General features: G+C 56.3%; 29 protein-coding genes and 1 other RNA gene. 12 read left to right on the forward strand and 18 right to left on the reverse strand.

The features are described 5' to 3' along the window. Nucleotides 1–43 precede the first annotated feature (43 nt). Together SCD_RS04945 and SCD_RS04950 are read left to right on the forward strand one after the other, a co-directional pair. Entirely contained in the window at nt 44–712 is a 669-nt protein-coding gene (locus SCD_RS04945; RefSeq protein ID WP_009206214.1) for a glutathione S-transferase family protein, read from the forward strand. A 142-nt stretch (nt 713–854) separates the two neighbouring features. Beyond that, nucleotides 855–1,103, forward strand: a complete 249-nt coding sequence (locus tag SCD_RS04950) for a hypothetical protein (RefSeq protein WP_009206213.1) — start codon at nt 855–857, stop codon at nt 1,101–1,103. Nucleotides 1,104–1,141: 38 nt separating this feature from the next. On the opposite strand, the gene SCD_RS04955 is transcribed toward SCD_RS04950, so the two are convergent. Further along, nucleotides 1,142–1,384: a hypothetical protein gene (locus tag SCD_RS04955; protein ID WP_009206212.1), complete on the reverse strand. Its 243-nt coding sequence runs from the start codon at nt 1,382–1,384 to the stop codon at nt 1,142–1,144. A 69-nt stretch (nt 1,385–1,453) separates the two neighbouring features. Next, a complete protein-coding gene (locus tag SCD_RS04960) occupies nt 1,454–2,428 on the reverse strand; it encodes a helix-turn-helix transcriptional regulator (RefSeq protein WP_009206211.1) in 975 nt (324 codons plus the stop codon). A 97-nt stretch (nt 2,429–2,525) separates the two neighbouring features. Between SCD_RS04960 and SCD_RS04965 the strand changes: the two genes are divergently transcribed. Together SCD_RS04965 and SCD_RS04970 are read left to right on the forward strand one after the other, a co-directional pair. Continuing rightward, a complete protein-coding gene (locus SCD_RS04965; protein WP_148290742.1) occupies nt 2,526–2,738 on the forward strand; it encodes a hypothetical protein in 213 nt (70 codons plus the stop codon). 40 nt (nt 2,739–2,778) lie between these two features. Continuing rightward, nucleotides 2,779–3,054 (forward strand): hypothetical protein, encoded by a 276-nt coding sequence (locus SCD_RS04970; protein WP_009206209.1) that lies wholly within the window; start codon nt 2,779–2,781, stop codon nt 3,052–3,054. 6 nt (nt 3,055–3,060) lie between these two features. Here the strand turns inward: SCD_RS04970 and SCD_RS04975 are convergent, their stop codons facing one another. Further along, nucleotides 3,061–3,336: a type II toxin-antitoxin system RelE/ParE family toxin gene (locus SCD_RS04975; protein ID WP_009206208.1), complete on the reverse strand. Its 276-nt coding sequence runs from the start codon at nt 3,334–3,336 to the stop codon at nt 3,061–3,063. Next, the gene (locus SCD_RS04980; RefSeq protein WP_009206207.1) at nt 3,333–3,590 is read right to left on the reverse strand and encodes a prevent-host-death protein; all 258 of its coding nucleotides are present in this window, start codon (nt 3,588–3,590) and stop codon (nt 3,333–3,335) included. The genes SCD_RS04975 and SCD_RS04980 overlap by 4 nt, the downstream gene beginning before the upstream one ends. A 154-nt stretch (nt 3,591–3,744) precedes the next feature. Between SCD_RS04980 and SCD_RS04985 the strand changes: the two genes are divergently transcribed. The 3 genes from SCD_RS04985 to SCD_RS04995 all read left to right on the forward strand — a co-directional run bounded on the left by SCD_RS04985 (nt 3,745) and on the right by SCD_RS04995 (nt 7,548). After that, a complete protein-coding gene (locus tag SCD_RS04985; protein WP_009206206.1) occupies nt 3,745–5,073 on the forward strand; it encodes a hypothetical protein in 1,329 nt (442 codons plus the stop codon). Nucleotides 5,074–5,325: 252 nt separating this feature from the next. Then, on the forward strand, nt 5,326–6,189 hold the full coding sequence (ypfJ, locus tag SCD_RS04990) for a KPN_02809 family neutral zinc metallopeptidase (protein WP_009206205.1): 864 nt from the start codon (nt 5,326–5,328) through the stop codon (nt 6,187–6,189). Nucleotides 6,190–6,231: 42 nt separating this feature from the next. After that, on the forward strand, nt 6,232–7,548 hold the full coding sequence (locus SCD_RS04995) for a TAXI family TRAP transporter solute-binding subunit (protein ID WP_009206204.1): 1,317 nt from the start codon (nt 6,232–6,234) through the stop codon (nt 7,546–7,548). 107 nt (nt 7,549–7,655) lie between these two features. Here the strand turns inward: SCD_RS04995 and SCD_RS16350 are convergent, their stop codons facing one another. From SCD_RS16350 to SCD_RS05010, 3 genes are all read right to left on the reverse strand, one after another. Further along, nucleotides 7,656–7,976: a hypothetical protein gene (locus SCD_RS16350; protein ID WP_232504434.1), complete on the reverse strand. Its 321-nt coding sequence runs from the start codon at nt 7,974–7,976 to the stop codon at nt 7,656–7,658. Next, nucleotides 7,927–8,577: a nucleotidyltransferase domain-containing protein gene (locus SCD_RS05005; protein WP_009206202.1), complete on the reverse strand. Its 651-nt coding sequence runs from the start codon at nt 8,575–8,577 to the stop codon at nt 7,927–7,929. Before SCD_RS05005 ends, SCD_RS16350 begins: the two co-directional genes overlap by 50 nt. A gap of 165 nt (nt 8,578–8,742) precedes the next feature. Then, entirely contained in the window at nt 8,743–9,015 is a 273-nt protein-coding gene (locus SCD_RS05010) for a DUF4389 domain-containing protein (protein ID WP_009206201.1), read from the reverse strand. Nucleotides 9,016–9,161: 146 nt separating this feature from the next. Here SCD_RS05010 and SCD_RS05015 point away from each other — a divergent pair, with 146 nt between their 5' ends. The 4 genes from SCD_RS05015 to SCD_RS16055 all read left to right on the forward strand — a co-directional run bounded on the left by SCD_RS05015 (nt 9,162) and on the right by SCD_RS16055 (nt 11,260). Next, nucleotides 9,162–9,404 (forward strand): ribbon-helix-helix protein, CopG family, encoded by a 243-nt coding sequence (locus tag SCD_RS05015; protein WP_009206200.1) that lies wholly within the window; start codon nt 9,162–9,164, stop codon nt 9,402–9,404. Then, complete coding sequence (locus tag SCD_RS05020; RefSeq protein WP_009206199.1) at nt 9,398–9,763, forward strand: type II toxin-antitoxin system VapC family toxin; 366 nt, start codon at nt 9,398–9,400, stop codon at nt 9,761–9,763. Before SCD_RS05015 ends, SCD_RS05020 begins: the two co-directional genes overlap by 7 nt. Before the next feature lie 228 nt (nt 9,764–9,991). Continuing rightward, the gene (locus SCD_RS05025; RefSeq protein ID WP_009206198.1) at nt 9,992–10,852 is read left to right on the forward strand and encodes an HNH endonuclease; all 861 of its coding nucleotides are present in this window, start codon (nt 9,992–9,994) and stop codon (nt 10,850–10,852) included. A 24-nt stretch (nt 10,853–10,876) separates the two neighbouring features. Beyond that, on the forward strand, nt 10,877–11,260 hold the full coding sequence (locus SCD_RS16055) for a hypothetical protein (protein WP_009206197.1): 384 nt from the start codon (nt 10,877–10,879) through the stop codon (nt 11,258–11,260). A gap of 415 nt (nt 11,261–11,675) precedes the next feature. Here the strand turns inward: SCD_RS16055 and SCD_RS05030 are convergent, their stop codons facing one another. The 11 genes from SCD_RS05030 to SCD_RS05075 form a co-directional block, all read right to left on the reverse strand. Further along, nucleotides 11,676–12,824: a Fic family protein gene (locus SCD_RS05030; RefSeq protein WP_009206196.1), complete on the reverse strand. Its 1,149-nt coding sequence runs from the start codon at nt 12,822–12,824 to the stop codon at nt 11,676–11,678. Between the two features lie 165 nt (nt 12,825–12,989). Further along, nucleotides 12,990–13,490 (reverse strand): YkgJ family cysteine cluster protein, encoded by a 501-nt coding sequence (locus tag SCD_RS05035; protein ID WP_009206195.1) that lies wholly within the window; start codon nt 13,488–13,490, stop codon nt 12,990–12,992. 76 nt (nt 13,491–13,566) lie between these two features. Further along, nucleotides 13,567–13,939: a transfer-messenger RNA gene (gene ssrA / locus SCD_RS15965) on the reverse strand. A 62-nt stretch (nt 13,940–14,001) separates the two neighbouring features. After that, a complete protein-coding gene (locus SCD_RS05040; RefSeq protein WP_009206193.1) occupies nt 14,002–14,577 on the reverse strand; it encodes a nucleotidyltransferase family protein in 576 nt (191 codons plus the stop codon). Next, nucleotides 14,574–15,575, reverse strand: coding sequence for an XdhC family protein (locus tag SCD_RS05045; protein ID WP_041673331.1), 1,002 nt, complete (start codon nt 15,573–15,575; stop codon nt 14,574–14,576). The genes SCD_RS05040 and SCD_RS05045 overlap by 4 nt, the downstream gene beginning before the upstream one ends. Beyond that, on the reverse strand, nt 15,575–17,770 hold the full coding sequence (locus SCD_RS05050; RefSeq protein WP_009206191.1) for a xanthine dehydrogenase family protein molybdopterin-binding subunit: 2,196 nt from the start codon (nt 17,768–17,770) through the stop codon (nt 15,575–15,577). The genes SCD_RS05045 and SCD_RS05050 overlap by 1 nt, the downstream gene beginning before the upstream one ends. 3 nt (nt 17,771–17,773) lie before the next feature. Then, nucleotides 17,774–18,232: a (2Fe-2S)-binding protein gene (locus SCD_RS05055; RefSeq protein WP_009206190.1), complete on the reverse strand. Its 459-nt coding sequence runs from the start codon at nt 18,230–18,232 to the stop codon at nt 17,774–17,776. 119 nt (nt 18,233–18,351) lie between these two features. Next, a complete protein-coding gene (locus tag SCD_RS05060) occupies nt 18,352–18,999 on the reverse strand; it encodes an HAD family hydrolase (RefSeq protein ID WP_009206189.1) in 648 nt (215 codons plus the stop codon). Beyond that, nucleotides 18,999–19,706 carry a bifunctional 2-polyprenyl-6-hydroxyphenol methylase/3-demethylubiquinol 3-O-methyltransferase UbiG gene (gene ubiG, locus SCD_RS05065; protein ID WP_009206188.1) on the reverse strand — a complete coding sequence of 236 codons (708 nt, stop codon included), beginning with the start codon at nt 19,704–19,706 and terminating at the stop codon, nt 18,999–19,001. The genes SCD_RS05060 and ubiG overlap by 1 nt, the downstream gene beginning before the upstream one ends. 62 nt (nt 19,707–19,768) lie before the next feature. Then, nucleotides 19,769–21,115: a TRZ/ATZ family hydrolase gene (locus SCD_RS05070; protein ID WP_009206187.1), complete on the reverse strand. Its 1,347-nt coding sequence runs from the start codon at nt 21,113–21,115 to the stop codon at nt 19,769–19,771. Between the two features lie 219 nt (nt 21,116–21,334). Then, the gene (locus SCD_RS05075; protein WP_009206186.1) at nt 21,335–22,027 is read right to left on the reverse strand and encodes an OmpA family protein; all 693 of its coding nucleotides are present in this window, start codon (nt 22,025–22,027) and stop codon (nt 21,335–21,337) included. Between the two features lie 225 nt (nt 22,028–22,252). On the opposite strand from SCD_RS05075, the gene gyrA reads away from it, so the two are divergent. Continuing rightward, nucleotides 22,253–24,814: a DNA gyrase subunit A gene (gene gyrA / locus SCD_RS05080; RefSeq protein ID WP_009206185.1), complete on the forward strand. Its 2,562-nt coding sequence runs from the start codon at nt 22,253–22,255 to the stop codon at nt 24,812–24,814. The last annotated feature ends 41 nt before the right edge of the window (nt 24,815–24,855 follow it).

Genomic DNA, 24,855 nt, shown 5'->3' on the forward strand with positions numbered 1-24,855 from the left:
TGTTTAAGCTAGTTGCCGCCAACTCTGACAGGAGATCAAGATCATGCCGAAATTACATCTGGTAAGCCATGAAATCTGCCCGTATGCGCAACGTGCAGCCATCGCGCTAATCGAAAAGAACGCCCCGTATGAGCGCACCAATATCGACTTCAACAATAAGCCGGACTGGTTCGGAAAAATTTCTCCACTCGGCAAGGTGCCTCTGCTTCAGGTTGACGACGAGGTTATTTTCGAATCCGCCGTCATCTGCGAATACCTGGACGAAACGATTGCGCCGCGCCTGCATCCTGAAGATCCGCTGAAGCGCGCGCAGCACCGAGCATGGATCGAGTTCGGCTCGGTGCTCCTGGGCACGATCTGGGAGTTCAATACGACAAAAGACGCGGAAGTCTTCGAGGAAAAGCGCAAGGAACTGCAATCCCGATTCGAAATGATTGAAAATGTATTGCAGGAAGGCCCTTATTTCGCCGGCAAGAACTTCTCGCTGGTCGATGCGGCTTTCGGCCCGATCTTCCGCTATTTCGACGTGTATGACGGTATTGCCGACTTTGGTGTATTTGCCAACACGCCCAAGGTGCGTGCATGGCGGCAAGCCCTGGCGATGCGCCCTTCAGTCAGGAATGCGGTCGCTGCCGACTACCCGCAGAAACTCATGAATTTTATTAAAAGCCGTGACTCCGAGCTCGCGCGGCGCATGGCTGCTGTAGCATAGCCAGGGCCTGCGATGCCTTGGCTTCAGCAGCTTTGAAAGCGGCGGCCGGATGTACCCAAGGGCTGCCCTCGCATGGCGTATTTGACAATTGGCGGGCATTTGTAATAAATAGCGGTGCCTTTAGTGGATACATGGATATGTTATGAGCAATAAAAATACCAAGCCAGAAAATGGCGAAAACCGGCGTGCTAAAAGCAGGCGTAACAAAGAATCGGGCCCGCCCCCCGGCTGGAAGGAGCGTCGCCTTTCTATCGAGAAACGGCAACCAGAAGTGGGTGAAGGTTCTTTGGAAGAATGGGAGGCATTAATGGGCAAGAGTCACGCCCAGGTGGCTACGGAAACTAAGGATGAGCCGGCCTTAACCGATTGGGAAGGCCTGAAGCACCTTTAAGATGCCCCATGCTTCGGCCGGCCAGCCCCGCCGGCCGATCAGCCGATTTCCAGTTTGCTATCCAGCCCGGTTACGGTTGTGAGGATGTCGTTGGTCAATTCCTCGTCCTCATCGGTCCAGGTCGCATCCATGTCATTCTCCTCGGTAGCCAGTGGCACGATATCGAAATCGATGAACCGATCGCCGATTTTCAGCGCCTGGATACCCGACTTGTGTTCGATAACCTCCCAGTCGTCCGGAATTTCCAGCTCTGCATGGATGCGGACAGTCAGTTTTTTCATGGCGGTTTTCCCTGTTATGTGTGACTGCCTATCCTAGCATGCACCGCCAATTAATGCGCTTTTCGTGCACTAGCTGTCGCCGTATATCTTCGAGGTCTGTCCGACCAGGTCGATGATCCGGCGGCGCAGTAGATCCGGCCCCAGCACCTCTACCTCCGGGCCGAATTTCAGGATATCCATCACCAGTTCCCGGTCGTCACTGTAGGGCACCTTCAGGATGTAGCGCCCCTCGTCGTCGAAGTGCGACTTCTGCTCCGGATGCCAGGCTTCGCGGCTCACCCAGCGCGCACGCTGCAGCGTGAAACGCAGCTCCGCCCACTTCACCTCCTTGCCCGAGAAAATCCCGTAGCCGGTGCCCAGGGTTTCGTCGAGTTCCTGTTCGCTGACATCCAGTGCTTGCTCGTTAATCAGTTTTACCCGCCGGATGGCGTCCAGCGAAAAACTGCGAATGCCGTTGCGCATGTGGCACCAGGCATCCAGATACCAGTTGTCCCGGTAGTGCGTCAGACGTTGGGGCGACAGCAGACGATCCTGCGTTTCATCCCGGCTACGGGTGTAGTAGCTGATTTCCAGCTTCTTGCGCTGGAGGACGGCGGTCGCGATCGGGGAGAAATGCTCGGGTTCGTAGGAGCGGGCGTTGACGCGCAGGATGCGGATGCGCTTTTCGACCGAATCCATCGGAATATCAGCCGATTCCAGCAGCAGCTTCAAGCGTGTGAGCAGCGGGTCGACATGAGGAGAAAGCAGGCCCGGCCCCAAGTTCTGCAGCAGGTGCTGCATGGTGAGCAGGGCGTGGATTTCAGAGGCATTGAACCACAGCCCGGGCAACTCGTACTTGTTCCCGGCCATCGGCTTGTCGAAGCGGTATCCCCCGGCCTCCCGGTCCCAGACGATGGGCGCGTTCAGCCTGTCCCGCAGGTATTCGATATCCCGCTTGAAGGTGGCGCGGGAGATTTCCAGATCCTCAAGAAAAATTTCGATGGGAACAATCCTGCGTTCATTCAGCAGCTGGTCGATGCGATAGAAGCGTTCCGTGCGGTCCATGAAACTACCTGAAATGAAATTATAGTGTGGCTCATCCTGTGAGCCACACTATACCCCACAATGCATGGCAGAACGAGAGCAGCTATTTGAAAACCGCATGATTCGACTCGAAAGGGCATTAGAGATGGAAAACCATAACGGACTGAAACTGATGATGGCGATACGCCGGATCTGCAACCGCGCGGCAGCAGAAGGAAAAACTATCGTGCGGCCGGCCACATTGCGCCAGATGGACAAGCACATCAGCCGGATGCGCAAAACCCTCAAGGCCGGGCTATCCGAAAAACCCCACACCGCAAGCCTGTTTTAACCACGGTCCGAATTGAATGAATCGCTTTAAGGAGAAACACATGAAACTAGGTATCGTCAGCAGCCACGCCAGAATGAGCATGAAGCGCCGCGGCATTCCGCCACTGGCCCTGGAAACGCTGTTCGCCTACGGCCGGATCGAGCATGCGCCTCACGGCAGCCGGGTGGTGTATTTCAGCCGCGTGGGGAAGGCCGCGCTTTCCAAATTGCACCCGCCAAAGCAGATCGACCGCTGGGCGGATATGTACGCCGTCCTCGACCCACAAAACGAAGTGATCACGGTGGGCTATCGTACCAACCGGATACGGCGTCATTAAGGCGTATCAATAAACTGCGTCATGGTCACCGACGTTGACGGGAATGATTTCTTCATCCGATATCAGCAATTCCAGAGTAATGCGGTAGGAAAGATTGATCGAAACCGAATGCAGCCCCTCCAGCCGCCCGCTCAGCGGGTGTAGGCGCAATCCGGGATGGAAGGGATTGGCCTCAAGCAACTGAAGTGTTTTGAGGTATTGCTGCTTCAATTCGGGATGCCGTTTGAGAAAACGGCCTGCACGACGGATGTATTGCGCTGTAAAGACCAGCGCGTAGCTCATTCGGTGGTATCCAGCCGCGCCAGATGGGCCTCCGCCGACTCCTTGACGAAACGCCCGGCAGCCAAATCTGCCCGCGTCTCGGCCAGCGCGGCATCCAGTTCGCATTCCCGCAGATAGTGGTAATGGGCCATATCCATCACCACGAACCGATCCTTGCCGCGTACCGAAATAATCACTTCAGGCTGATGTGCCAGTTCGGCTTCTATGGCGGAAATCCCTTTGGTCTTGAGATCGTTGGCGCTGATGGTCGACATGTTTATCTCCTAAAGAGTGCGATACATAATACTATATATCGTATTACTAAGGGAGTTGTAATGCTGCGTATATTTAGATGGTAGCAGTAACTGCTAAACTCCTATTTCACCACATGCTTCCGCATTGGTCGGTTCCAAAAAATCAAGGGTGAAAATGAAAGCCACGCACCATGCGTTCCTCAGGTATGTCTATTTTGTCTTGCTGACACTAGCCCTCTACGCCTCCCCGACACGTGCTGCCGAGACCAGCCCGATACCGAAAATGACCGTAAAAGTCTCGCTGTTATCTCCGTACTATCCCGTCGTCCTTCGTGGTGCCGAAGTCAAAGCATTGCTCGGCACAGCCGATTCAAAAATACGGGCGATAGCCCGGCATGGCAATGTGCTGGAAACCATCCCCTTTCAGATCGACAAGCGGGATGCCAGCGGCAACTATGACCTCGTCAGGAATGTTGCCGGTAATCCTTCGGTGCTCGGGGCTGTCGACGAGTGTGTATTTATGACCGCCGACGCGGGGGAGCGCATCACACTCATGCCGGAACAATATGCGCAGCAACCCGCCGTTGGAATTGCCCTGGTCGACCCGAAAAGCGGGGCGCAGAAATGGGTCTATCTGCTGGAAACAAAGAGCGCACAATACCTGCCGCCTTCAGGCAAGCACCATGTCGCATACGATCCTCTGCGCGATGTTATTGAAACCAATACCTACCGGATCGGTTTTTCCAGCGCTCAGCCTTTCATTGTCAGCAGCCTGCAATGGCATACCGGCGAGACTAACAAATGGAGCCCGAACGTGCTCGACACCATGAAGATCCGCCACTATGGAAAACTCTTCGGCAACATCGACTTCATCCGTACCCAGGACGATTATCTGTCGCGCATTGCCGCCGTCAAAGAAGGTCCGGTGCGCGTCATTCGGCGAACAATCAATTCAGTGCGCGTCATTGGCTACTTGCAGAGCCCTTCGGTGACGATCGATTACGTGGCTTACGCCAATGGCTTTCAGATGGACACCACCATCGACTTTCCTTTCCCATTGGGCTGGTTCTTTTCCGACATAAAGACCTTAACCACCATAGACTGGAATGACGATCCCGCCTTGCCCGGGCTACGCATTCATGGCGGTGACACACCCAAGGGGCTAGCCGTGGACGGCCACATGACCCCGGAAAAAGAGCGCTTCAACAACGTGGCCAGCCAGCGTTTTGCCGTCGAAAATGCTTACGGGTTGCTACTGGTCCAGCTTGAAATGGAAAAAACCCTGCCGGTCGTGGCACGCCTCACCCTGCAGGATGACCGAACACGCCCAGACGCACCGGAAAATATCTCCGGACAATATGGCAACGTGGGTTTCCTGACTACCGGTTGGGAAAAGGTCGGCACATCAGTTCATCATCTTCTGTTCAATGCCCTGCTGCTACAAAAGACCACCATGGAACAAGGCAGCGGAATGCTGGGCCGCTATCCTTGGAAGAATCCATGAACCAAAGTGGGCGACCCTGTTTCAAGGGGTTTTCGATGAACAGGGCATCCCAAGGGGCATGACTCGCGGCATAATGGTGTTTGTACTCGCCATCCTTGGTGGCATGGAGTGCAGGTGAGGTGGTGGACTGGGCCCAGGGAAAAATAGAGGGGCCGCATCCGGCAGTACAAATTCCAGATAATTTATGCAGTCTGCTGAAGTCAGCCGGTCAGCTGCACCAGTGACCACGACCATTTCTTTACGAGGATAATTATGCGTCTGGATGATGAACGATTAAGTGACAATGTAGAAGATCGGCGTGGCTCGGACGGTGGCGGCTTCAGCTCGGGAAGGTTAGGCATAGGTGGTGTCGTGCTGGCGCTGGTTGCCAGCTATTTCTTTGGGATAGACCCATCTGCTGTGCTTGGCTTGCTCTCAAATGGCACTCAGCCTTCACCCCGGTCGGTGCAGTCCCATAAACCGCCAGCCAACGACGAAATGGCGACTTTTGTTTCAAAAGTGCTGGCAGATACCGAAGATACCTGGACTGGCGTTTTTTCTGAGGCGGGCAAAGAATATAAAGTTCCGAAACTCGTCCTGTTTACAGGTTCAACCCCGACCGCATGCGGCACCGGCGCCACCGCCATGGGGCCATTTTATTGCTCGCTCGATCAGAAAGTTTATATTGATCTCGCCTTCTACCGCGACCTGAAAGAGCGCTTTCATGCGCCGGGTGAATTTGCAGAAGCCTATGTGATCGCTCATGAGGTGGGCCACCATGTGCAAAAATTACTCGGCACATCGGATCGGGTTCATGCTGCCCAGCAACGAGCGGGCAGCGAGACCAAAGTAAATTCGCTGTCCGTGCGTCTCGAACTGCAAGCCGATTGTTATGCAGGGGTATGGGGCAATCGTGCCAACACCATGAGACACATTATTGAACCGGGGGAAATCGAACAGGCCTTGGCTGCGGCCACCGCCATCGGCGATGACAGATTGCAGAAACAGGCCAGAGGTTACGCAGTGCCAGAAACGTTTACCCACGGCACTTCCGAGCAACGGGTGCGCTGGTTTAAACGTGGTATTGAAAGCGGCGATCCCAAACAGTGCAATACTTTTAAAACTCAGGAGTTATGAATACCCTCGCACCTGAGTCAGGCAGCTCATCACGGAATCTGTATGAAAAATCCATTTAGCAACAAATCGCTCAGGGAAATGCTCGTCGTTGCTTTGCCCGCCCTTGCGCTGATCATCGCCTTGTTCTGGATTGCGTCCATGTTCGTGCAACCAGCGCCCCCCAAACTGCTCTACATAACCACCGGGTCGGAGAGTGGTGCGTATCATGCCTATGCCAAACAATATAAAGAAATTCTGGCCCGTCACGGCATAACGCTGGAGCTGCGAACTTCATCCGGTGCGCTGGAAAACCTGCAGCGCCTGAAAGACAGCAGCAGCCAAATTACCATTGGCTTCATCCAGGGCGGAACCGCCACGGCTGAAGACGGCAAAGACCTGATGTCACTGGGCAGCATGTACTACGAGCCCTTATGGGTGTTCTACAGGAGCAAAGACCCTCTCGACCGGGTAGTCCAACTCCGGGGTAAAAAACTCGCGGGGGGCGCAGAAGGTAGCGGCACGCGCAAGCTTGCATTGCAAATATTGGCCGCCAATGACATGAACAAAGAAGGCGAAAGTCTTGCCCCTCTTGCTGGGGATGCCGCCGCAGAAGCCATCCGGCAAGGCAAGGTGGACGCCGCTTTTATTATTGCCGGAGCCGATTCGGCAGTGGTTCACAAGCTGTTGGGTATGGACGGCGTCCGCCTCATGCACTTCGCACAAGCCGGTGCTTACGTAAAACGCTTCCCTTTCCTTTCGCAAGTCACCTTGCCGCGCGGCGCGGTGGATCTGGTGCGAGATATACCCGAACAGGATGTAACGCTGATCGCAGCCACCGCCAATCTGGTTGCGCGGGACGATATCCATCCTGCATTGGTTAGCCTTTTGGCTCAAGCCGCGTCCCAGGTGCATGGCGAGGCGGGGATGTTCCAGCAGGCGAAAGAGTTTCCTGCATTTAAGGATGTGACGTTTGAAGTCAGCAAGGACGCCGAACGCTACTACAAATCCGGCCCGCCTTTCCTTCAGCGCTACCTGCCATTCTGGGCCGCTGTGCTGGTAGACCGCATCTTGGTCTTGGCCCTGCCGTTACTGGTGCTCATCCCCATACTGCGAGCTATTCCCGCCCTGTATCGATGGCGCATTACTTCACGGATTTATCGTTGGTATGGAGAACTGTCGGCGTTGGAAAGCGAAATTAAAAGCCAGTACGAACCCGCCCGCTACGCAAATTTTCTGGCGCAAATTGAAAGTATGGAAGACCGTGCCCACAATCGCCCGATTCCCGTTGCTTATGCGCACCTCCGATATACCCTGCGCGAGCACATCAATCTGGTTCGGGCATCTCTGGAGCGAAAAAGAGGGGAAGAAAAATCCGCCTGAGGCAGTGGTTGGGGGCTGCAACCAAAGGGGGTGGCTACACTAAGGCAGGGGTGCCAAGGCGGAAACTTTTTCCAGCAACAAGTCGGCCACTTGGACGAGTTCCTTTACTAGTTGTTCATCGATTTCCAGGTGTCCTTCGTATTCCGCAAGGTTGCGGCGCTCATGGCACAGCGCCAATATCCGCCAATGCGCTGGGCCAAAATCCAGCGTATGTTGCAGACATTGAAAAACAATGTAACGATTTTCCGAGCGGTAGCCATGCCAGCGCAAGGCCGCCAGTGCCAGAGCATGGGAAGCGTTTCTATATGCGCATCTTTCAGCCGCGCGCAGGCGGAACGTACCAAGCCGTCGAATTCCTTCCGACTTGGTGCTTCCGCTTTAAGCTGGCCGGTCTTTGCCAGATTCGCCAGGTTTTGGGAGGTCATCATCCGCTCCAATTAAATATATCTTCGGCTGTTCCAGTGTCCGTAGCAGAAAATCACTGCCATCCAAAAGTTTGCGTTTGAATTCATCCGGACTATAAACAGTCGGGTTAATGGCACGGCCGATTTGGCTTTCCGTTTGAGCCAGACAAGAAAACACATCGGCATAAGACAAATTTTCACCAATCACCATCACGTCAATATCACTACGTGCAGTATCGCTGCCCTTGGCGATCGATCCATAAATGAAAGCAGCGCGGATGCTGTTTATCAAAGGGGCCAATGCTTCACGCAACACATCTGCCACGCCGAAAGTTTTCAAGACAATACCGCGCAGTTCCTCGAAAATCGGCGATTGACGATCAGCCTGGTAGTGCTTCTGGTTGCCGATCTTCGTTACCGAAAGCAGCCCGGCTGCTGTCAGCTTTTCCAGTTCCCGTTGAACCGCACCCGTACCAGCGCCTGCGAAGCGGACGATTTCATTCGCGTAGTAACTTCTGTCCGGATTACCGAACAGCAGCCCGACTACGCGCTGCTGCGTTTTTGTGAATAAGGCATCTGAAAGGCTGGATTTAGTCGTTCCCATATAGGGAATGATAATACCCATTAAGGGAATTATCAATATTTATGTGTTGTCGTGAAAGATAATCGGGGTACGTCACCTATTGTTAATGAAATAGTTCCTTCCCCATGCATATAAGTCCCCTCGCCCGCCTGCGGGAGAGGGTTAGGGAGAGGGAAGTAGTGAATTCGGTGGTAATACAGGTCGGCGTTACGACGGCCAATCGATGAAAGGAAACGGCTTTTCCTCGGTATTGAAGGTTTGAAAGTTAACAATCTGTTGAACGTAGCTTCCCAGGCTGCGACCAAAGCTGAGCAGCCTGGTGTTGGGCGCACTGCCAATCAGAACAAGGATGAACTGCAGCAACACCACCACAAATAACACTGTCCCCGCCAAACTGTAGAGTATGCCGAACAGGATCATGAATACCCCGCGCAACCAGATGTTGTTTTCCGTGGATGCCTCGTTTCCCTGTTGTGTCATCGCTGCCTACGCGCGCCTTCTTGATATCAAAATATAGACGTTTGCTGAATATAAGGATCAAAGTAAATCAATATTAAGGCCGATTCATTTGATTGGTTTAAGTTGAAAATGGCTCAGTGGATTTATTGCCAGTTGTGATATATGATATGCATATCAAAATCATCAAGGAAAACGCTATGCGTACATTGGTCGATATCCCAGACAGGCAGATCAAGGATTTGACGGCGATATGCGAAGCCGAGAAGATTTCTCGTGCTGAAGTCGTCCGTCGGGCAATTGCTGATTACCTGGAAAAGAAAAAGCCGAGTGCCGCTGAGGCGTTCGGTCTCTGGAAGGATCACAAGATAGATGGGTTGGCCTATCAAGAGCAGGTTCGTTCTGAATGGTAAGCGCCCTATTTGATACCAATATACTGGTCGACTATCTCAATGGGATCGAACAGGCAAAGACTGAGTTGGACAGATACACCGACAAAGCCATCAGCCTGATAACCTGGATGGAAGTCATGGTGGGCGCAACGCCAGAAACCGAAGCAATCATTCAGAATTTTTTGGGTACCTTCGTCAACCTGCCTATAGATGAGCAGGTCAGCCATTTGGCCGTGGCACTCCGCAAGAAACACAAAATCAAATTACCGGATGCCATCGTGTGGGCAACGGCTCTGGTGCACAAAAGAATACTGGTCACGCGGAACACGAAGGATTTTTCGAAGGACGAACCCGGCATTCGTGTCCCGTATCAAATTTAAAATTGAAACCTCAGTTGGACAAGTTGAAGTGTGCGGTTTTTGGGGCGCATGGCAAGGCGTAATGACGATGAATGGTATTTCATACAATTGGTTACAACGAAAAAATGGGTGATCGCTGGCAATGAATGTTTGCCCATATCTATCAATATCTTCTACTGTCTATCGTAATTTAGTTAGATATTTTCTCAGGCAGCAGTTGTTCCGCTAGTTGAATATGCGGCTAAACTGATGGTGCCGCAACTCAACCTAAGGGAAAAGGCGCAAACGGTTGGTGTCGTTTTAGCGCCGCAAGACATTATGACCACAAGCCGCTGGAGCAAAGAACAACTCAAGCTCGCATTCCATCTTTATTGCCAACTACCTTTTGGAAGGTTGCACAGCCGAAACCCGGAAATTATCCAGCTTGCCAAACTAATTGGGCGAACACCCGGTGCGGTAGCGATGAAACTCGTGAATTTTGCCAGCCTTGACCCGGCAATCACCAGCACAGGGCGCGCGGGTTTGGGTAATGCTGGCTCACTTGACAAAGAAGTTTGGGCTGAATTTCATGCCGGCTGGGAAAAGCTCGCGCTTGAATGCTCTCAGTTAAATGTTCAACTCCGCAAAGAGAAGGGAGCCGAAGCGGTTGTTGAATTGGACGTTACCGAGCAAGAGGGACTCCAAGATTTTACTGGTGAGACAAAGCGAGTGGTGACCGAACAGCGGATTAAGCAACACTTCTTCCGGCGTGCGGTGCTGAGTAGCTATCGGGGGCGGTGCTGCATATCTGGCCTTTCGGATGCGCGCTTGCTGATGGCAAGCCACATCGTGCCGTGGAGTAACGACAAAGAAAATCGGCTTAATCCCAGCAATGGCCTATGTCTTTCTCCCATCCACGACAAAGCATTTGATCGCGGGTTGATAACGATCTCTGGTGATTATGAGGTGATGTTGTCCGAGCAACTAAAGCAGAATGATGATGCCTTTGTTGCCCAGATATTTCTGCCATTGGAAGGACGGAGGATTGAACTGCCAGAAAGATTTATTCCGAGCATCGCGTTTCTTTCTCGTCATCGCAACGAGATATTTATTGATGCCGCAGGACAATAAACTTCTACCCGCAAAGGAGTGGTTATGATTACTCCAGTTGTACTTCACGAAGACGCTTTCTATGAGTATTTCAAACCATATCGCCACCCTGATGCGTGCCACGATATTTGGGGTGGATTGGATCTGGAAACCTTTGGCAAAGACCTTGATACAGTCAGAAAGCTAGATGCCTCTTATTTGTGGACAGTGCTGGAAGGTGGTTCTAGCAATGATCAATGGATTACTCCCGGATATCATTTTGTTAATTGCATATGCTACTTGGTCACAGAAAAATCTCATCTAGGGATTGATATCGATTTTCGAGTTCCAAGTAGATTAAATTTTTTAACGCCTATCGGACTGTCGAGGCAGATGAATAAAATTTCCCGTTTAATTCAGGACGCTCATCAACACATCTCAGTCCGGTGATACCGGGATTGGGTAAAACTCAGATAACACCGGCATTTCTCAGGCCGCGTAATAACCAGTGGGTATTACACTGAAATATTAGGGTCGTAGTCTAACTAGAGTGGCAGCTCAGCCTCGCAATATTCCTTGAAGGAGCAACTTCCCGGGTTTACGACCGTGACCGGGACCGGGACATTCCGGAAGGCCCAAAAGCAGAAACCCGTTTCAGCTTTTTCTCGCCGGAACGGGTTCCTGTGTTTACTCCGCTTTAGCAGGATTTATTAAGCGCCCTGCAATCTGTTAGCTTCTTTATTTCAAATCGGCGCTTCACGTTTTAAAATTAGCACAGATTTTAAGAAGTGCAAATTTTCGAATAAAAATTTTTTGCGGGTTGAGTAGCCTCTGGGCGGCTGCTTTAAATGGAGGCGGGGGGAGATCAACGAGTCAGTAGCTCGATGTACGGCTGGTAGCTGTAATTTCGGTTTTTCTTCTGGCCGGTCATTTCGGTGACGATACCGAGATCCTCGAGCATCTTGACGGCCGCATTCGCTGTCGGGAAAGTCGTGTCCAGCATCTGTCTCACCCGCTCGATGGTGAAGCGGGGCATCATCGGCAGTTGTTCAAACAAACGGTAGCTGGCGGGGCCGGCCTTGGGCGATCCTAGCAAGCGGCGCCGGTCTGCCGCCACCAGGCTGGCGATGGCGATGATGCTGCCCTCAGCTTCAGTGGCTGCGGCTGTTACCCCCTCCAGGAAAAAACTTACCCAGGCTTCCCAATCACCCTCGGTGCGGATGATCGAAAGTCGCCGGTAATACTCTGCTTGATGCTGCTTCAAATAGCCGCTCAGGTACATCAATGGTTCGGGCAGCAAGCCCCAGTACTCCAGCAGCGCGGTGATCAGCAGGCGGCCGATGCGTCCGTTGCCGTCCAGAAATGGGTGGATGGTTTCGAACTGTGCGTGTACCAGCGCAATTTTCACGAGTGGTTGGAAAGCAGGCAATGGACCGTGTATGAATTGCTCCAGATTGCTCAGCAGCTTGGGCACTTGATCGGCTGGTGGCGGTACAAAGGCGGCGTTGCCCGGACGGGTACCGCCAATCCAGTTTTGTGAGCGCCTCAGCTCACCGGGTTGTTTGCCAGCTCCCCGCACTCCATCAAGCAGCAAGCGGTGGGCCTCGCACAGTAGGCGAACGCTGATGGGCAAGCCGTTGGGGGCACGCAGGTTGTCTTGCACCAGTCGGAAGGCGCGCAGGTAGTTGGTGACTTCTTCCACATCATCCGTGTTGCTGACCGCGAAACCTGCTTCCTCGTCGAACAAGTCGGTCAGCGTGGCCTGTGTCCCCTCGATTTGCGAGGTAAGCAAGGCTTCCTTGCGTATCGCGCTGTACAGCAACCAGTCCACCGACGGCACCAGCCCCGACACTCCGGACAGACGGGCTAGTGCCAGTTCCGCCAGGCGGTTGTGCTCGATAAACGCGTCCGGCGCAAGCGCAGGATTGGCGGGTGGGAGAGGATGTGGAACGAAAGCCTGGACAGGCTCGCCCAGAGTCGTCGAGATGACATACGTTCCTGTAGATCGCACCATGGTAAAGACCTCTTTAAACTGATGTTTTAATATTAAAGCATTCTTTAGTACTCAGCGCAACAATTAAAGAACTCTTTAATAAAAATCAGTGGGTCTACTTTTGACGTGAAGGCGGAGGATTGCCCGTCTTTCGCGCGTCATCCGCGAAAGCTGTTTCCCTGCTACTTATTTGCCACTATCCCAACGCTCGAACCAGTCGGTCAACGCGCGGCTTTCGCCAAGGCCGGCGAGCCGGTGGTCAATGGCATCGTGATTGCCCCAAACCACGTTCGCCAAGGCACCATCGGCTACGCGGGATTCGATGTCGTGGCAATAAAGCCCCAGGTCGCGCTGCACGTAGAAGCCGTAGGTGCGGCATGCCACCGGTCGCTGGGTGTAGACAGGGCAGGAGCCGGTAGCAAGGTCCAGCAGTGGGCAGGTGATGGGGGGCGACCGCTGGCCGGATAAGACGGCCATGTTCCCGCGGATTTCCTGGAGTCGTTCTGGCGGTAGGGCTGCCAAGCCCTCGCGCAGCAAGTCCCATTCTGCTGCCGTCAGTTGCGGTATGTCGGCGAGCCGCCGACAACAACCGTCGCAGCCCTTCCCGCACAGCCAGTCGGAACGATTCTCCCGGATGGTTTGTACGCGCACATCAATGTCGACATGGAGGTGGGTTAGAGTGGTCATATTTATTTACGTTAGTTCGTTCCCATTTGCCCACCAAACAAAAACGGCACCCGAAGGTGCCGTTTTTGTTCGATTTTGGTGGAGGCGGGGGGAATCGAACCCCCGTCCGCAAGCCCTCTACAGGCAGTTCTACATACTTAGTCCGATTATTTGATTTCGCCCGAATTACGCCAACCGAACAGGCTGAATTCACGCTAGTTGCCTTAAGTTTAGTATCGGTTCAAGCAACCCGGACCGACACGAGTCTCTGTTAATGACTCTGCTCTTGTTACCTTGCGGCTTCAAGCCGGCCCAGAGACCAACCGGTGCAGAGTCTAACCGGCAATTAAGCGGCTAGAGCGTAGTTTTCGTCGTTTGCGACTAGTTTTTTTCAGATGGATTTACGAGGTAACTGAGCCTCGGTATGCCCTACGCTGCTTTGCAACCCACGTCGAAACCGGGTCGCCCCCATGCTAACCATAGACTTGGCATTGAAGAGAAAGTTCCCGAGCCAAGCTCGACAGTTATTGAATTATACATGATACGCCAGGGCATGATCGGTTCGGGTGTCGATGTCGGCGAATATGCCGAGGTCTTCGCAATCGAATGATTCGATGCGTGCAGCGTGGGCGGTGAGCAAGGGATGCGCGCCCCGGTCGCCGCTGAGCTGGGCCAGGTCGTGGAAAAATTCGCGCGCGAAGCCGACTGGATGGCCGCGGATGCTTTGGTGGCGCGGTGCGGCGATCGGCGCGCCGGCCCTGATCAGGTTGGCTACGCTGCGGATGGTGTCGGGCTGGATGAACGGCATGTCGGCCAGGGCGATCAGCCAGCCATGTGAGTCCTGTGCGGCGCTGACGCCGAAGGCGAGGCTGGTTCCCATGCCGGTGTTCGCGTTAGGGCAGTACGCTATCTGAAAGCCTTCCTCTTCCAGCAGTTGCGCAAGCGGCTGATCGTCTGGGCGCACCACTGCAATGCCATGGTCCACAGCGCTGAGCAGATTGCGAGCCGCTTTTACTCCGATCGGTGTGCCGCACCGCAGGGGGGCCAGCAATTTGTCGCCGCCGAAGCGCGTTCCGGCCCCCGCAGCCAGCAGGATCCCGGTGATCAAGAGACCGCCGCCAGTGGCTCGCAGGTTAGCGGCCCATTCGCAGCGGCAGGCAGAACAACCAGTTCGATGCCATGGCGCACCGCGGTTAGTTCAGCCAGGATGGATACGGCAATCTCCGGCGGTGTGCGGCTGCCGATGGGGAGGCCTACCGGCCCGTGCAGACGGCCGATTTCGGCTTCGCTCAGGTCGAACAGGCGCAGGCGTTCGCGTCGCCTCTGGTTGTTGGCATTCGAGCCGATGGCGCCGACGTAGAATGCCGGTGATTTGAGCGCTTCCAACAGGGCCATGTCATCGAGTTTGGGGTCGTGGGTCAAGGCGATCACCGCGCTGCGGAGGTCAGGCCTGGAGGCGGTTACCGCGTCGTCCGGCATCCCCGGTACGAGTTTGGCGCCGGCAACATCCCAGGCTGCGCTGTACTCCTCGCGCGGGTCGCAGGCCTGTACCTGATAATCCAGTGCCAGTGCCATCTGCGCCAGATAGCGGGAAATCTGGCCGGCGCCGATCAGGAGCAGTCGCCAGCTTGGCCCGTGTACGGTGGTCAGCGATTGCCCGTCGAACTGTGTGGCTTCGTCGATGTGCGGCAGATAAAGCATGGTGCGGCCAGTGGCAAGCTCGATGCGGCGGCCGATCAGCCTGCGCTGAGTGAGGGCGTCCAGGATGGCTTGCAGCACGAGGGCGTTGGGCGCTGGTTCCAGCACCAGTTGCAGCGTGCCGCCACAGGGCAGGCTGAAGCGGTGGCATTCTTCGGCGGTGCCGCCATAGGTGAGCACTTCCGGTTGGGTGGGTGATGCGGTGCGCACCCGTTCGATCAGATCGGCCTCGATGCAGCCGCCGGAAACCGAGCCGGCAAGCAGCCCGTCGTCTCGCAGCGCAAGCAGGGAGCCGACCGGGCGTGGTGAAGAGCCCCAGGTTTTGACTACGGTGGCGAGAGTGACGCGACGGCTTTCATTCTGCCATTGCAAGCATTTCTGCAGGACTTCCATATCCGTGTTGTTCATCATGCGCTCCGCAGTTCGAATGTTTCGAATGGCAGCTTGCGCAGGCGCTTGCCGGTTGCGGCGAACAGTGCGTTGGCGACTGCCGGGGCCAGCGGCGGTACGCCCGGCTCGCCGACCCCGGTGGGTGCCGCTTGGGACGGGACAATGTGGACTTCGACCTGAGGCATTTCGCTGATGCGCAGCAGCGGATAATCATTGAAGTTGGATTGTTCGACGCGGCCATCCTTGAAGGTGATGGCGCTGTGCAAGGCTGCCGAAAGGGCGAAGCCAATACCGCCTTCCATCTGCGCCCCGATCTGGTCCGGGTTCACCGCGACGCCACAGTCTACGGCACACACCACCCGGTCGACGCTGAACGAACCGTCTGGCCTGACGCTAACCTCCGCCACTTCGGCGGTGAATGAGTGGAACGATTCATGCACCGCGATGCCGCGCCCGCGCCGGACGCCGCTTTTTGGTGCCAGCGGCTTGCCCCATCCTGCCTTGGCGGCAGCCAGTTCGAGCACGCCGATGTGGCGCGGCTGGTGGGCCAGCAGGCTGCGGCGGAATTCGTAAGGATCCTTGCCTGCGGCTACCGCCAGCTCGTCGATGAATACCTCGGTTGAGAAGGCTGTATGGGTATGCCCGACGCTGCGCCACCACAGCACCGGCACGCCCAGTTTAGGAGAATGCAGTTCGACGTGCAGATTGGGGATTTTGTAGGCGAGATTGGATACGCCCTCGACCGAAGTCATGTCGATGCCGTCCTTGACCATTCCGCCTTCGAACGCTGTGCCGGCAACAATCGACTGGCCGACCAGGCGCTGGCTCCAGGTCACCAGATTGCCTTGTTCATCCAGTCCGCCGCTGACGGCATGGACGAACATGGGCCGGTAATAGCCGCCATGAATATCATCCTCGCGCGTCCACATGAGGCGGATCGGCGCGTTGAGATGGCTGACGGCCTTTGCCACCGATACCGCCTCCGCGATGTAGTCGGAGGTGGGGTTGGCGCGCCGACCGAAGCTGCCGCCGGCAAGCATGGTGTGGATTTGCACCTGTTCCGGCTGGATCCCGAGAATTTTCGCGGCGGTGGCCTGGTCGCCGGTCTGCATCTGAGAGCCAGCCCAGATTTCGCAGCCGTTTTCCTTTAGCTTCACGACGCAGTTGATCGGCTCCATCGGCGCGTGGGCGAGATAAGGGAACTCGAACGTGGCTTCCAGCTTTTTCGTGGATTCTCCTAGGGCCTTCGCTGCATCGCCTTCGTTGCGGGCGACCATGCCGGGCTGCTTCAGCAGTTCCAGGTAGTGTTCGCGTTGTGCGGCGGAGCTGACCCGTTCCGCGCCCGTTTCATCCCATTCCACCTGCAACGCATCGCGCCCCTTTTTCGCGCTCCAGAAGTCTGTCGCGATTACCGCAACGCCGCGCGGCACTTCAACCACGGCGCGCACGCCGGGCACTGCTTTGGCTTTGTCAGCCTGGATGCGTTTGACCTTGGCGCCGAATAGCGGTGGGCGCGCGATCAGTGCAGTGAGCTGGCCGGGCAGGCGCAGGTCGGAGGCGAATAGGGCGCTGCCGTCGGATTTTGCTTTCGAGTCGGTGCGCTTGAATTGCTTGCCGATGTATTTGAAATCCTGGGCTGATTTGAGTGTTACTTCGGCAGGCTGGGGCATTGTTGCAGCTTTATCCGCCAGCTTGCCGTAGCTCGCTTTGCGGCCGCTGGCGCGGTGCAGCACCATGCCGTTCTGGGTGGCGAGGGTGCTGGCGTCCACTTTCCAGTTATCCGCCGCCGCCGCGATCAGCATGGCGCGCGCAGTGGCGCCCGCCCGGCGCATCTGGTCGAATGAATTGGCCATGGCGGTGCTGCCGCCGGTGCCCTGCATCGGCCCCCAGAGCAGGTTGTTATACAGCTTGGCGTCGGCCGGCGCGGATTCGACCCTGATCTTTTCCCAAGGTACATCCAGTTCCTCGGCAACCAGGGTCGGCAGGCCGGTGTTGACGCCTTGCCCCATCTCCAGATGCTTGACGATGACCGTTACGGTGTCGTCGGGCGCGATCCGGATGAAGGCGTTGGGCGCAAAGGGTTTGCCTGCACCTTGGCCCGCCATCATCCTGGCGGCGCCGACAGGCAGGTAGAACGCGATGGTGAGGCCGGCGCCCAGGGTGGCGCTGGTTTTCAGAAATTTGCGACGGGTCGGGTCGATAATTTTGTCCATGGCTCATCCCTTCATCGATCTGGCGGCTTGATGCACCGCCGCACGTATGCGTTGATAGGTGGCGCAGCGGCACAGGTTGCCGTCCAGCGCTGCGTCGATGTCGGCATCGGTCGGATGGGGGTTGCGCGCGAGCAGCGCTGCCGCCGACATGATCTGCCCCGACTGGCAGTAGCCGCATTGCGGCACATCAAGCTTGACCCAGGCATCCTGCAGGGCTTTCACGGCTTTGCTTTTGGCGCCTTCAATGGTGGTGATTTTCTGTCCGGCGGCGGCTGAAATGGGTGTCATGCAGGATCGCACCGGTGCCCCGTTGAGATGGACGGTGCATGCGCCACACAGGGCCACGCCGCAGCTATATTTGGTGCCGGTCAGACCCAGATTGTCGCGCAGCACCCAGAGCAGTGGGGTGTCCGGCGCGGCGTCTATGCTGTGCGGCTTATCGTTTACGAAAAAAGAGATCATGCGAAGTTCCTCCGGTACTGGTAAATAGCGAAGATGGGAACTACGAGGGGTGAGACAGACGCCGGGCAGCGCGTTACGTCACGAGTTCAGAGCTGAACTCATTATAGACAATTCAGAAATTAGGGAAGGAAGGCGAGGATGCCCAGCGGGGTATCGATGCGACCATCGGCGCCCCAGGTTTCGGGACGGTCTTCCGCGCCGAGGTAGCCATAGTCGGCGATCAGGGCGGCCATGCCGGCGGCGCGCGCAGCTTCGATGTCGCGCTCGGCATCGCCTACGTACAGGCAGGACTGCGGTGCTACGCCGATCTCGCGGGCAGCGCGCAGCAGCGGTTCGGGGTGCGGTTTGGGGTGGGCGCAGGTGTCGCCGCTGATGATGCTGGCAGCGCGTTTGGACAGCCCCAGCAGCTCCAGCAGCGGGTTGGTGAAGCGGGCCGGTTTGTTGGTGACCACGCCCCATGAAATGTTTCTGGCTTCGAGTGCGGCCAGTAACTCGGCCATACCCGGGAAGAGCGTGGTGTGCAGACACAGGTTGGCGGTGTAGAGCGCCAGGTATTCCTCGCGCATGGGCGCGAATCGTTCGTCTTGCGGCGTCAGGCCGAAGCCGATGTCGAACAGGCCGACGGTGCCATGCGAGGCATAGGGGCGGATGGTTTCCTGTGGCAATGGCGGTAGTCCGTGCCGTTCGCGCTGCAGGTTGAGGGCATGGCCGAGGTCGGGCGCGGTATCTGCCAGCGTGCCATCGAGGTCGAACAGTACTGCTTTCATCATTCCTGCTGGCAATGGATCAGGTAGTTGATGCTGGTGTCGGCGCCGAGGGTGTAGGTTTTGGAGATGGGGCTGTAGCTCATGCCGGTGATGCCGGCGACACCGAGGCCGACGGCGCGGCAATAGCCGCCCAGTTCGGAAGGTTTGATGAATTTGGCGTATTCGTGGGTGCCTCTGGGCAGCATGTTTAGCACATACTCGGCGCCGATCACGGCGAACAGATAGGATTTAGGGTTGCGGTTGAGGGTGGAAAAGAACACATGGCCGCCGGGTTTAACCAGTTCGGCACAGGCTCGCACCACGCTGGCCGGATCGGGTACATGTTCGAGCATTTCCATGCAGGTGACGATGTCGTATTGGTGCGGCTGCTCCTTGGCAAGTTCTTCTACCGCAATCAGGCGGTAGTCGACTTTCTGGCCGCTTTCCAGCAGGTGCAGCTTGGCGACCTTGAGCGCTTTTTCGCCGAGGTCGATGCCGGTCACCTGAGCGCCACGGGTTGCCATGCTTTCGGACAGGATGCCGCCGCCGCAACCGACGTCGAGCACCTTCTTGCCAGCCAGACCGGCGGTCTGGTCGACGTAGTCGAGGCGTAGCGGATTGATGTCATGCAGCGGTTTGAATTCACTGTTGGGGTCCCACCAGCGATGGGCGAGCTGGGCGAATTTGTCCAGTTCCTGTGCGTCGACGTTCAAGTTTGGTTCGTTCATTTTTGGCTCCGGTTAACTCGTAAGGTTAACCCCCACAAAAAAAGTTTGAGTTCCGACTAACCTCAAGGTTGCCCTTCGCTGAAACTTTTCTGGTTGCTGATTTTTTCGTGCCAGAAGCGGGTTCTGGCATTGAGTTCATGGATGTCGATGGTGGTGAGATGCCGTTCGTCCAGCACCAGCTTGCCGTTCACCCAGACGTGACTGACGTTTTCCCGTCCGGCGGCATACACCAAGTGCGAGGTGACATCATAGCATGGCTGGGTTTCCGGGGCCGACAAGTCCACCGCGGTGATGTCCGCCGCCTTGCCGATGACGAGCGAGCCGGTCAGGCTGTCGATGCCCAGCGCCTGGGCGGCATGGAGGGTGGCCATGGCCAGCGCCTGGTGGGCGGGAAGCGCGGCGGCATGGCGACTCTGGCCCTTGGCGAGCAGGGCTGCGAGGCGCATTTCCGCGAACATGTCGAGGCGGTTGTTGCTCGCTGCGCCGTCGGTGCCCAGGCCGACGTTGACGTGATGTTCGAGTTTTTCCAGCACCGGGCCGATCCCGCTGGCGAGCTTGAGGTTGGAGCTTGGACAGTGGGCAACGTGGCAGCCGTGTTCGGCAAGCAGGCGGATTTCTTCGGTATTGGCCTGAACCACGTGTACCGCGATCAGGTTGGGACCGAGCAGGCCGAGGCGGTGCAACCGCTCAAGCGGTCTCATCTGGTATTGCTTGAGGCTTCCCTCGATCTCGTCGTGGGTTTCATGGAGGTGGATGTGGATCGGCAGATCGAGCTGCTCGGCGTAGGTCAATACTTTGGCTAAGGTCTTGTCGCTCACCGTGTAGGGCGCATGGGGGGCGAGCGTGAAGGTGAGCAGCGGCTCGCCGTGGAATTCGTCGCGCACCGCCAGCCCTTTGCTCAGGTAATCGTCGGCATCGGCGGCGTAGGCAGTGGGGAAGTCGACCACGATCATGCCGATAGCGGCGCGCATTCCGGCGCTGAGCGCTGATTGCGCGGCCGCTTCGGGGAAGAAATACATGTCGTTGAAGCAGGTGATGCCGCCCCGGAGCATTTCTGCACAGGCGAGGAGGGTGCCGTCGCGGACGAATTCCGGCGATACGAATTTCGCTTCGGTAGGCCAAATGTGATGGTTGAGCCAGTCCATCAGCGGCAGGTCATCCGCCAAGCCACGCAGCAGCGACATGGCAGCGTGGGTGTGGAGGTTGATCAGGCCGGGGATCAGGACATGATCGTCAAGACGGAAATGCTGTTTGGCGCTGTATTTTGCATGCGCCTCTCCGGTGGGCAGGATGTCGCGGATGATGCCGTCGTCGATGGCGATGGTGTGCCGGGACAGGGTTTGCCGGGCGGGTTCGACGGGGATGATCCAGCGCGCATCGATCAGGGTGTCTACAGTGTTATCAGGCATGGCTTGCGGGCACCTCTAAAAAATCCAGATTTCATCCCAACTGCTGCGTTGCGGAAAAAATTTCTTGCTTACATATCAACCATATGCTGCGCTGCAAAATTTTTTCCGCGCCTTGCATTTGGGCGAACTCTGAATTTTTAGAGGCGCCCATAATCGGCAGAATCTAGCATAAAAAAAAAGCCCCGCACTAGGCGGGGCTTTTTCAGACCGGGAAGCTTGTTACTTGGTCGGAACCTGAATTTCAGGTTCAACCGTAACGCGGCGATCGGGTTGCAGGCACTCGATCAGCTTCTTGGTTTTCTTGTTGCCTTTGCACTTGCTGACGGTGTCGGCATCCGCGTTAGGCTCGGATTCACCCTTGCCTACGGCCTTGACGCGGTCGGCAGCAACGCCCTGGCTGGCCAGGTAATCCTTGACGGCGACAGCGCGACGCTCGGAAAGCTTCTGGTTGTACTTGTCGGAGCCGAGGCGGTCAGCATGGCCGGTAACCAGCAGCAGTTCCACTTCAGGGTGCTCTTTCATGTTTGCGACCACTTTGTCGTCCAGCTCTTTCTTGCCTTCTGCACGGACAACAGCCTTGTCGAAATCAAACAGGGTTTCAGCCTTGAAGGTTACTTTGACAGCAGGTGCTGCAGGGCCGGCTACGGGTGCGGGTACAACGGCTTTCGGTGCCTCTTTCTTCGGCTCTTCCTTCTTCGCTACCAGATCAGGATCGCATTCTGCGGTTGCCATGGCAGGAGTCCAGTAGCCGGTACGCCAGCACTGGTCGTAGTTGTTCTTGACCACGTTGCCGCGGGTGTCGTTCAGGTAGCCGGCGTTGGCTACGTCGTGCGCGTAAGCGGTGCTGACGGCAGAAATGCCGGTTGCAAGCGTGAGGCTTAAAACAAGTTGTTTAACTATTGAGATTTTCATTATTTAGCTCTCCATTTTAAAAAATTAGCACTATTGTTATTTGAGCTTGTTTTGTAATCAGGGCTCAGATCTAACCATTTGATGTTCATATCATACACTATAGATAATCAAATTGCCAAAATGACGGTGGCCCTTTGGATTGGCCTGGGATGCGCCGGTATGCTAAAATCGCTGACATTTTGTTTTCGTATATCAACAAGTAAGTTCATAAGAAACTGAGCATCCATGGAACAATTCGCCAGAGAAACCCTCCCGGTCAGCCTCGAAGAAGAAATGCGCCGTTCCTATCTCGACTACGCTATGAGCGTGATCGTGGGCCGGGCGTTGCCCGATGTGCGCGACGGCCTCAAGCCGGTTCACCGGCGTGCGCTGTTCGCCATGCACGAGTTGTCCAACGACTGGAACAAGGCTTACAAGAAGTCGGCGCGTATCGTCGGCGATGTGATCGGTAAATATCACCCCCACGGCGACACCGCGGTGTACGACACCATCGTGCGCATGGCGCAGGATTTCAGTCTGCGCTACCCACTGGTGGACGGCCAAGGCAACTTCGGTTCGGTCGACGGCGACAATGCTGCCGCGATGCGTTACACCGAGATCCGCATGGCGCGGATCGCCCACGAACTGCTTGCCGACCTGGACAAGGAAACGGTGGATTTTGGCCCGAACTATGATGGTTCCGAGCACGAGCCGCTGGTATTGCCGTCGAAGATTCCCAACCTGTTGATCAACGGCAGCTCGGGCATCGCGGTGGGCATGGCGACCAACATCCCGCCGCACAACCTGAACGAAATCGTGGATGCCTGTCTGTTGCTGCTGGAAAATCCGCAGACCGACATCGAGGAGCTGATCGAGATCGTGCCGGCGCCGGACTTCCCGACGGCGGGCATTATTTACGGCACCATCGGCGTCAAGGAAGGTTATCGCACCGGCCGTGGCCGGGTGATCATGCGCGCCCGCACCCATTTCGAGGATATCGACAAAGTCGGCGGCAGGCAGGCGATCATCGTTGATGAACTGCCATACCAGGTGAACAAGGCCAATCTGCTGATCAAGATCGGCGAACTGGTGCGCGAGAAAAAGCTGGAAGGGATTTCCGACCTGCGCGATGAGTCGGATAAATCCGGCATGCGCATGGTGCTTGAACTGAAGCGCGGTGAAGTGCCGGAAGTGGTGCTGAACAACCTGTACAAGCAGACCCAGATGCAGGACACCTTCGGCATGAACATGGTGTCGATTATGGATGGCCGGCCGCGCCTGCTCAATCTGAAGCAGATGCTCGATGCTTTCTTGCGTCATCGGCGCGAGGTGGTGACGCGTCGCACCGTGTTCGAGCTCAGGAAGGCGCGCGAACGCGGCCACATCCTGGAAGGACTGGCAGTGGCCTTGTCCAATGTGGATGACGTGATCGCCCTGATCAAGTCGGCGCCCACGCCGTCAGCTGCCAAGCAGGGGTTGATGGGGCAGGTCTGGCGCTCGCCGCTGGTTGAGGAAATGCTGGCGCGGTCCGCCGCCGATGCCTCGCGGCCAGAAGGCCTGGCACTTGAATTCGGTTTCTCTGAAAAGGGCTACCGTCTTTCCGATGTCCAGGCGCAGGCGATTCTGGAGTTGCGCCTGCAGCGCCTGACCGGTCTGGAGCAGGACAAGATCGTGTCCGAGTACAAGGAGGTGATGGAAAAAATCGCCGATCTGCTTGATATTCTCGCCAAGCCGGCACGAATCACCGAAATCATCGTTCTGGAATTGACCGCGATCAAGGCGCAGTTCGGCGACAAGCGCCGCAGCGAGATCATTGTTCACGCCCAGGATTTGAGCATGGAAGACCTGATCACGCCGCAGGACATGGTGGTGACCTTGTCGCATGGCGGCTACATCAAATCCCAGCCGCTCGAAGACTATAGCGCCCAGAAGCGCGGTGGACGCGGCAAGCAGGCCACGGCGATGAAGGAAGAGGATTTCATCGAAAAGCTGTTTATCGCCAACACCCACGACACCATTCTGTGTTTCTCCAACCGCGGCCAGGTTTACTGGATCAAGGTCTATGAAGTGCCGCAAGGTAGCCGGGGCTCTCGCGGCAAGCCGTTCATCAACATGCTGCAACTGGAGGAGGGCGAGAAGATCAATGCCATCCTGCCGGTCAAGGAATTCGACGAGGGCCATTTTATTTTCATGGCGACCGCCAGCGGAATCGTCAAGAAAACGCCGCTGTCCGATTTCTCTCGCCCGATGAAGCGCGGCATTATCGCTATTAATCTGGATGAAGATGATTATCTGATCGGCGTGGACATCACCGATGGCCAGCATGACGTGATGCTGTTCACCGATGGCGGCAAGGCGGTACGCTTCGACGAGGCTGCCGTGCGTGCGACGGGCCGCGTTTCGCGCGGCGTGATGGGCGTGCGATTGGGCAAGGCGCAGAAGGTGATTTCCTTGCTGGTGGCGGAGAATGAGACCCAGTCGGTGCTCACCGCGACCGAAAACGGCTACGGCAAGCGCACCTCGATCGCGGAATACACCCGCCATGGTCGCGGTACCCAGGGCATGATCGCGATCCAGACCTCCGAGCGTAACGGCAAGGTGGTGGCGGCGACGCTGGTGAATGCCGAAGACGAGATCATGTTGATTACCACCGGTGGCGTGCTGATCCGTACCCGCGTCAGCGAAATCCGCGAGATGGGCCGTGCCACACAGGGTGTGACCCTGATCAACCTCGACAAGGGCGAAAAACTGATCGGGCTGGAACGGGTAGTGGAAGCGGACTCGGAAGACACAGACGCAGAAATATAACCATGGAGGACGCAGAGGGAAATAGAATCTAACCTCCGCGT

The organism is Sulfuricella denitrificans skB26 (genome assembly GCF_000297055.2).
Classification (GTDB): domain Bacteria; phylum Pseudomonadota; class Gammaproteobacteria; order Burkholderiales; family Sulfuricellaceae; genus Sulfuricella; species Sulfuricella denitrificans.

Bases quoted from the DNA above. Each gene is read 5' to 3' on its own strand.
- SCD_RS05030 (WP_009206196.1), bottom strand. From the start codon at position 12,824: ATGGTGCGATCTACAGGAACGTATGTCATCTCGACGACTCTGGGCGAG.
- SCD_RS05055 (WP_009206190.1), bottom strand. From the start codon at position 18,232: ATGATCTCTTTTTTCGTAAACGATAAGCCGCACAGCATAGACGCCGCG.
- gyrA (WP_009206185.1), top strand. From the start codon at position 22,253: ATGGAACAATTCGCCAGAGAAACCCTCCCGGTCAGCCTCGAAGAAGAA.
- SCD_RS05075 (WP_009206186.1), bottom strand. From the start codon at position 22,027: ATGAAAATCTCAATAGTTAAACAACTTGTTTTAAGCCTCACGCTTGCA.
- SCD_RS05020 (WP_009206199.1), top strand. From the start codon at position 9,398: ATGGTAAGCGCCCTATTTGATACCAATATACTGGTCGACTATCTCAAT.
- SCD_RS05035 (WP_009206195.1), bottom strand. From the start codon at position 13,490: ATGACCACTCTAACCCACCTCCATGTCGACATTGATGTGCGCGTACAA.
- SCD_RS16055 (WP_009206197.1), top strand. From the start codon at position 10,877: ATGATTACTCCAGTTGTACTTCACGAAGACGCTTTCTATGAGTATTTC.
- SCD_RS05070 (WP_009206187.1), bottom strand. From the start codon at position 21,115: ATGCCTGATAACACTGTAGACACCCTGATCGATGCGCGCTGGATCATC.
- SCD_RS16350 (WP_232504434.1), bottom strand. From the start codon at position 7,976: ATGATGACCTCCCAAAACCTGGCGAATCTGGCAAAGACCGGCCAGCTT.
- SCD_RS04980 (WP_009206207.1), bottom strand. From the start codon at position 3,590: ATGTCGACCATCAGCGCCAACGATCTCAAGACCAAAGGGATTTCCGCC.
- SCD_RS05025 (WP_009206198.1), top strand. From the start codon at position 9,992: ATGGTGCCGCAACTCAACCTAAGGGAAAAGGCGCAAACGGTTGGTGTC.
- SCD_RS04955 (WP_009206212.1), bottom strand. From the start codon at position 1,384: ATGAAAAAACTGACTGTCCGCATCCATGCAGAGCTGGAAATTCCGGAC.
- SCD_RS05045 (WP_041673331.1), bottom strand. From the start codon at position 15,575: ATGAACAACACGGATATGGAAGTCCTGCAGAAATGCTTGCAATGGCAG.
- ubiG (WP_009206188.1), bottom strand. From the start codon at position 19,706: ATGAACGAACCAAACTTGAACGTCGACGCACAGGAACTGGACAAATTC.
- SCD_RS04945 (WP_009206214.1), top strand. From the start codon at position 44: ATGCCGAAATTACATCTGGTAAGCCATGAAATCTGCCCGTATGCGCAA.
- SCD_RS04965 (WP_148290742.1), top strand. From the start codon at position 2,526: ATGATTCGACTCGAAAGGGCATTAGAGATGGAAAACCATAACGGACTG.
- SCD_RS04995 (WP_009206204.1), top strand. From the start codon at position 6,232: ATGAAAAATCCATTTAGCAACAAATCGCTCAGGGAAATGCTCGTCGTT.
- SCD_RS05060 (WP_009206189.1), bottom strand. From the start codon at position 18,999: ATGAAAGCAGTACTGTTCGACCTCGATGGCACGCTGGCAGATACCGCG.
- SCD_RS04960 (WP_009206211.1), bottom strand. From the start codon at position 2,428: ATGGACCGCACGGAACGCTTCTATCGCATCGACCAGCTGCTGAATGAA.
- SCD_RS04970 (WP_009206209.1), top strand. From the start codon at position 2,779: ATGAAACTAGGTATCGTCAGCAGCCACGCCAGAATGAGCATGAAGCGC.
- SCD_RS05010 (WP_009206201.1), bottom strand. From the start codon at position 9,015: ATGACACAACAGGGAAACGAGGCATCCACGGAAAACAACATCTGGTTG.
- SCD_RS05050 (WP_009206191.1), bottom strand. From the start codon at position 17,770: ATGGACAAAATTATCGACCCGACCCGTCGCAAATTTCTGAAAACCAGC.
- SCD_RS05015 (WP_009206200.1), top strand. From the start codon at position 9,162: ATGCATATCAAAATCATCAAGGAAAACGCTATGCGTACATTGGTCGAT.
- SCD_RS04975 (WP_009206208.1), bottom strand. From the start codon at position 3,336: ATGAGCTACGCGCTGGTCTTTACAGCGCAATACATCCGTCGTGCAGGC.
- SCD_RS05005 (WP_009206202.1), bottom strand. From the start codon at position 8,577: ATGGGTATTATCATTCCCTATATGGGAACGACTAAATCCAGCCTTTCA.
- SCD_RS04950 (WP_009206213.1), top strand. From the start codon at position 855: ATGAGCAATAAAAATACCAAGCCAGAAAATGGCGAAAACCGGCGTGCT.
- SCD_RS04985 (WP_009206206.1), top strand. From the start codon at position 3,745: ATGAAAGCCACGCACCATGCGTTCCTCAGGTATGTCTATTTTGTCTTG.
- ypfJ (WP_009206205.1), top strand. From the start codon at position 5,326: ATGCGTCTGGATGATGAACGATTAAGTGACAATGTAGAAGATCGGCGT.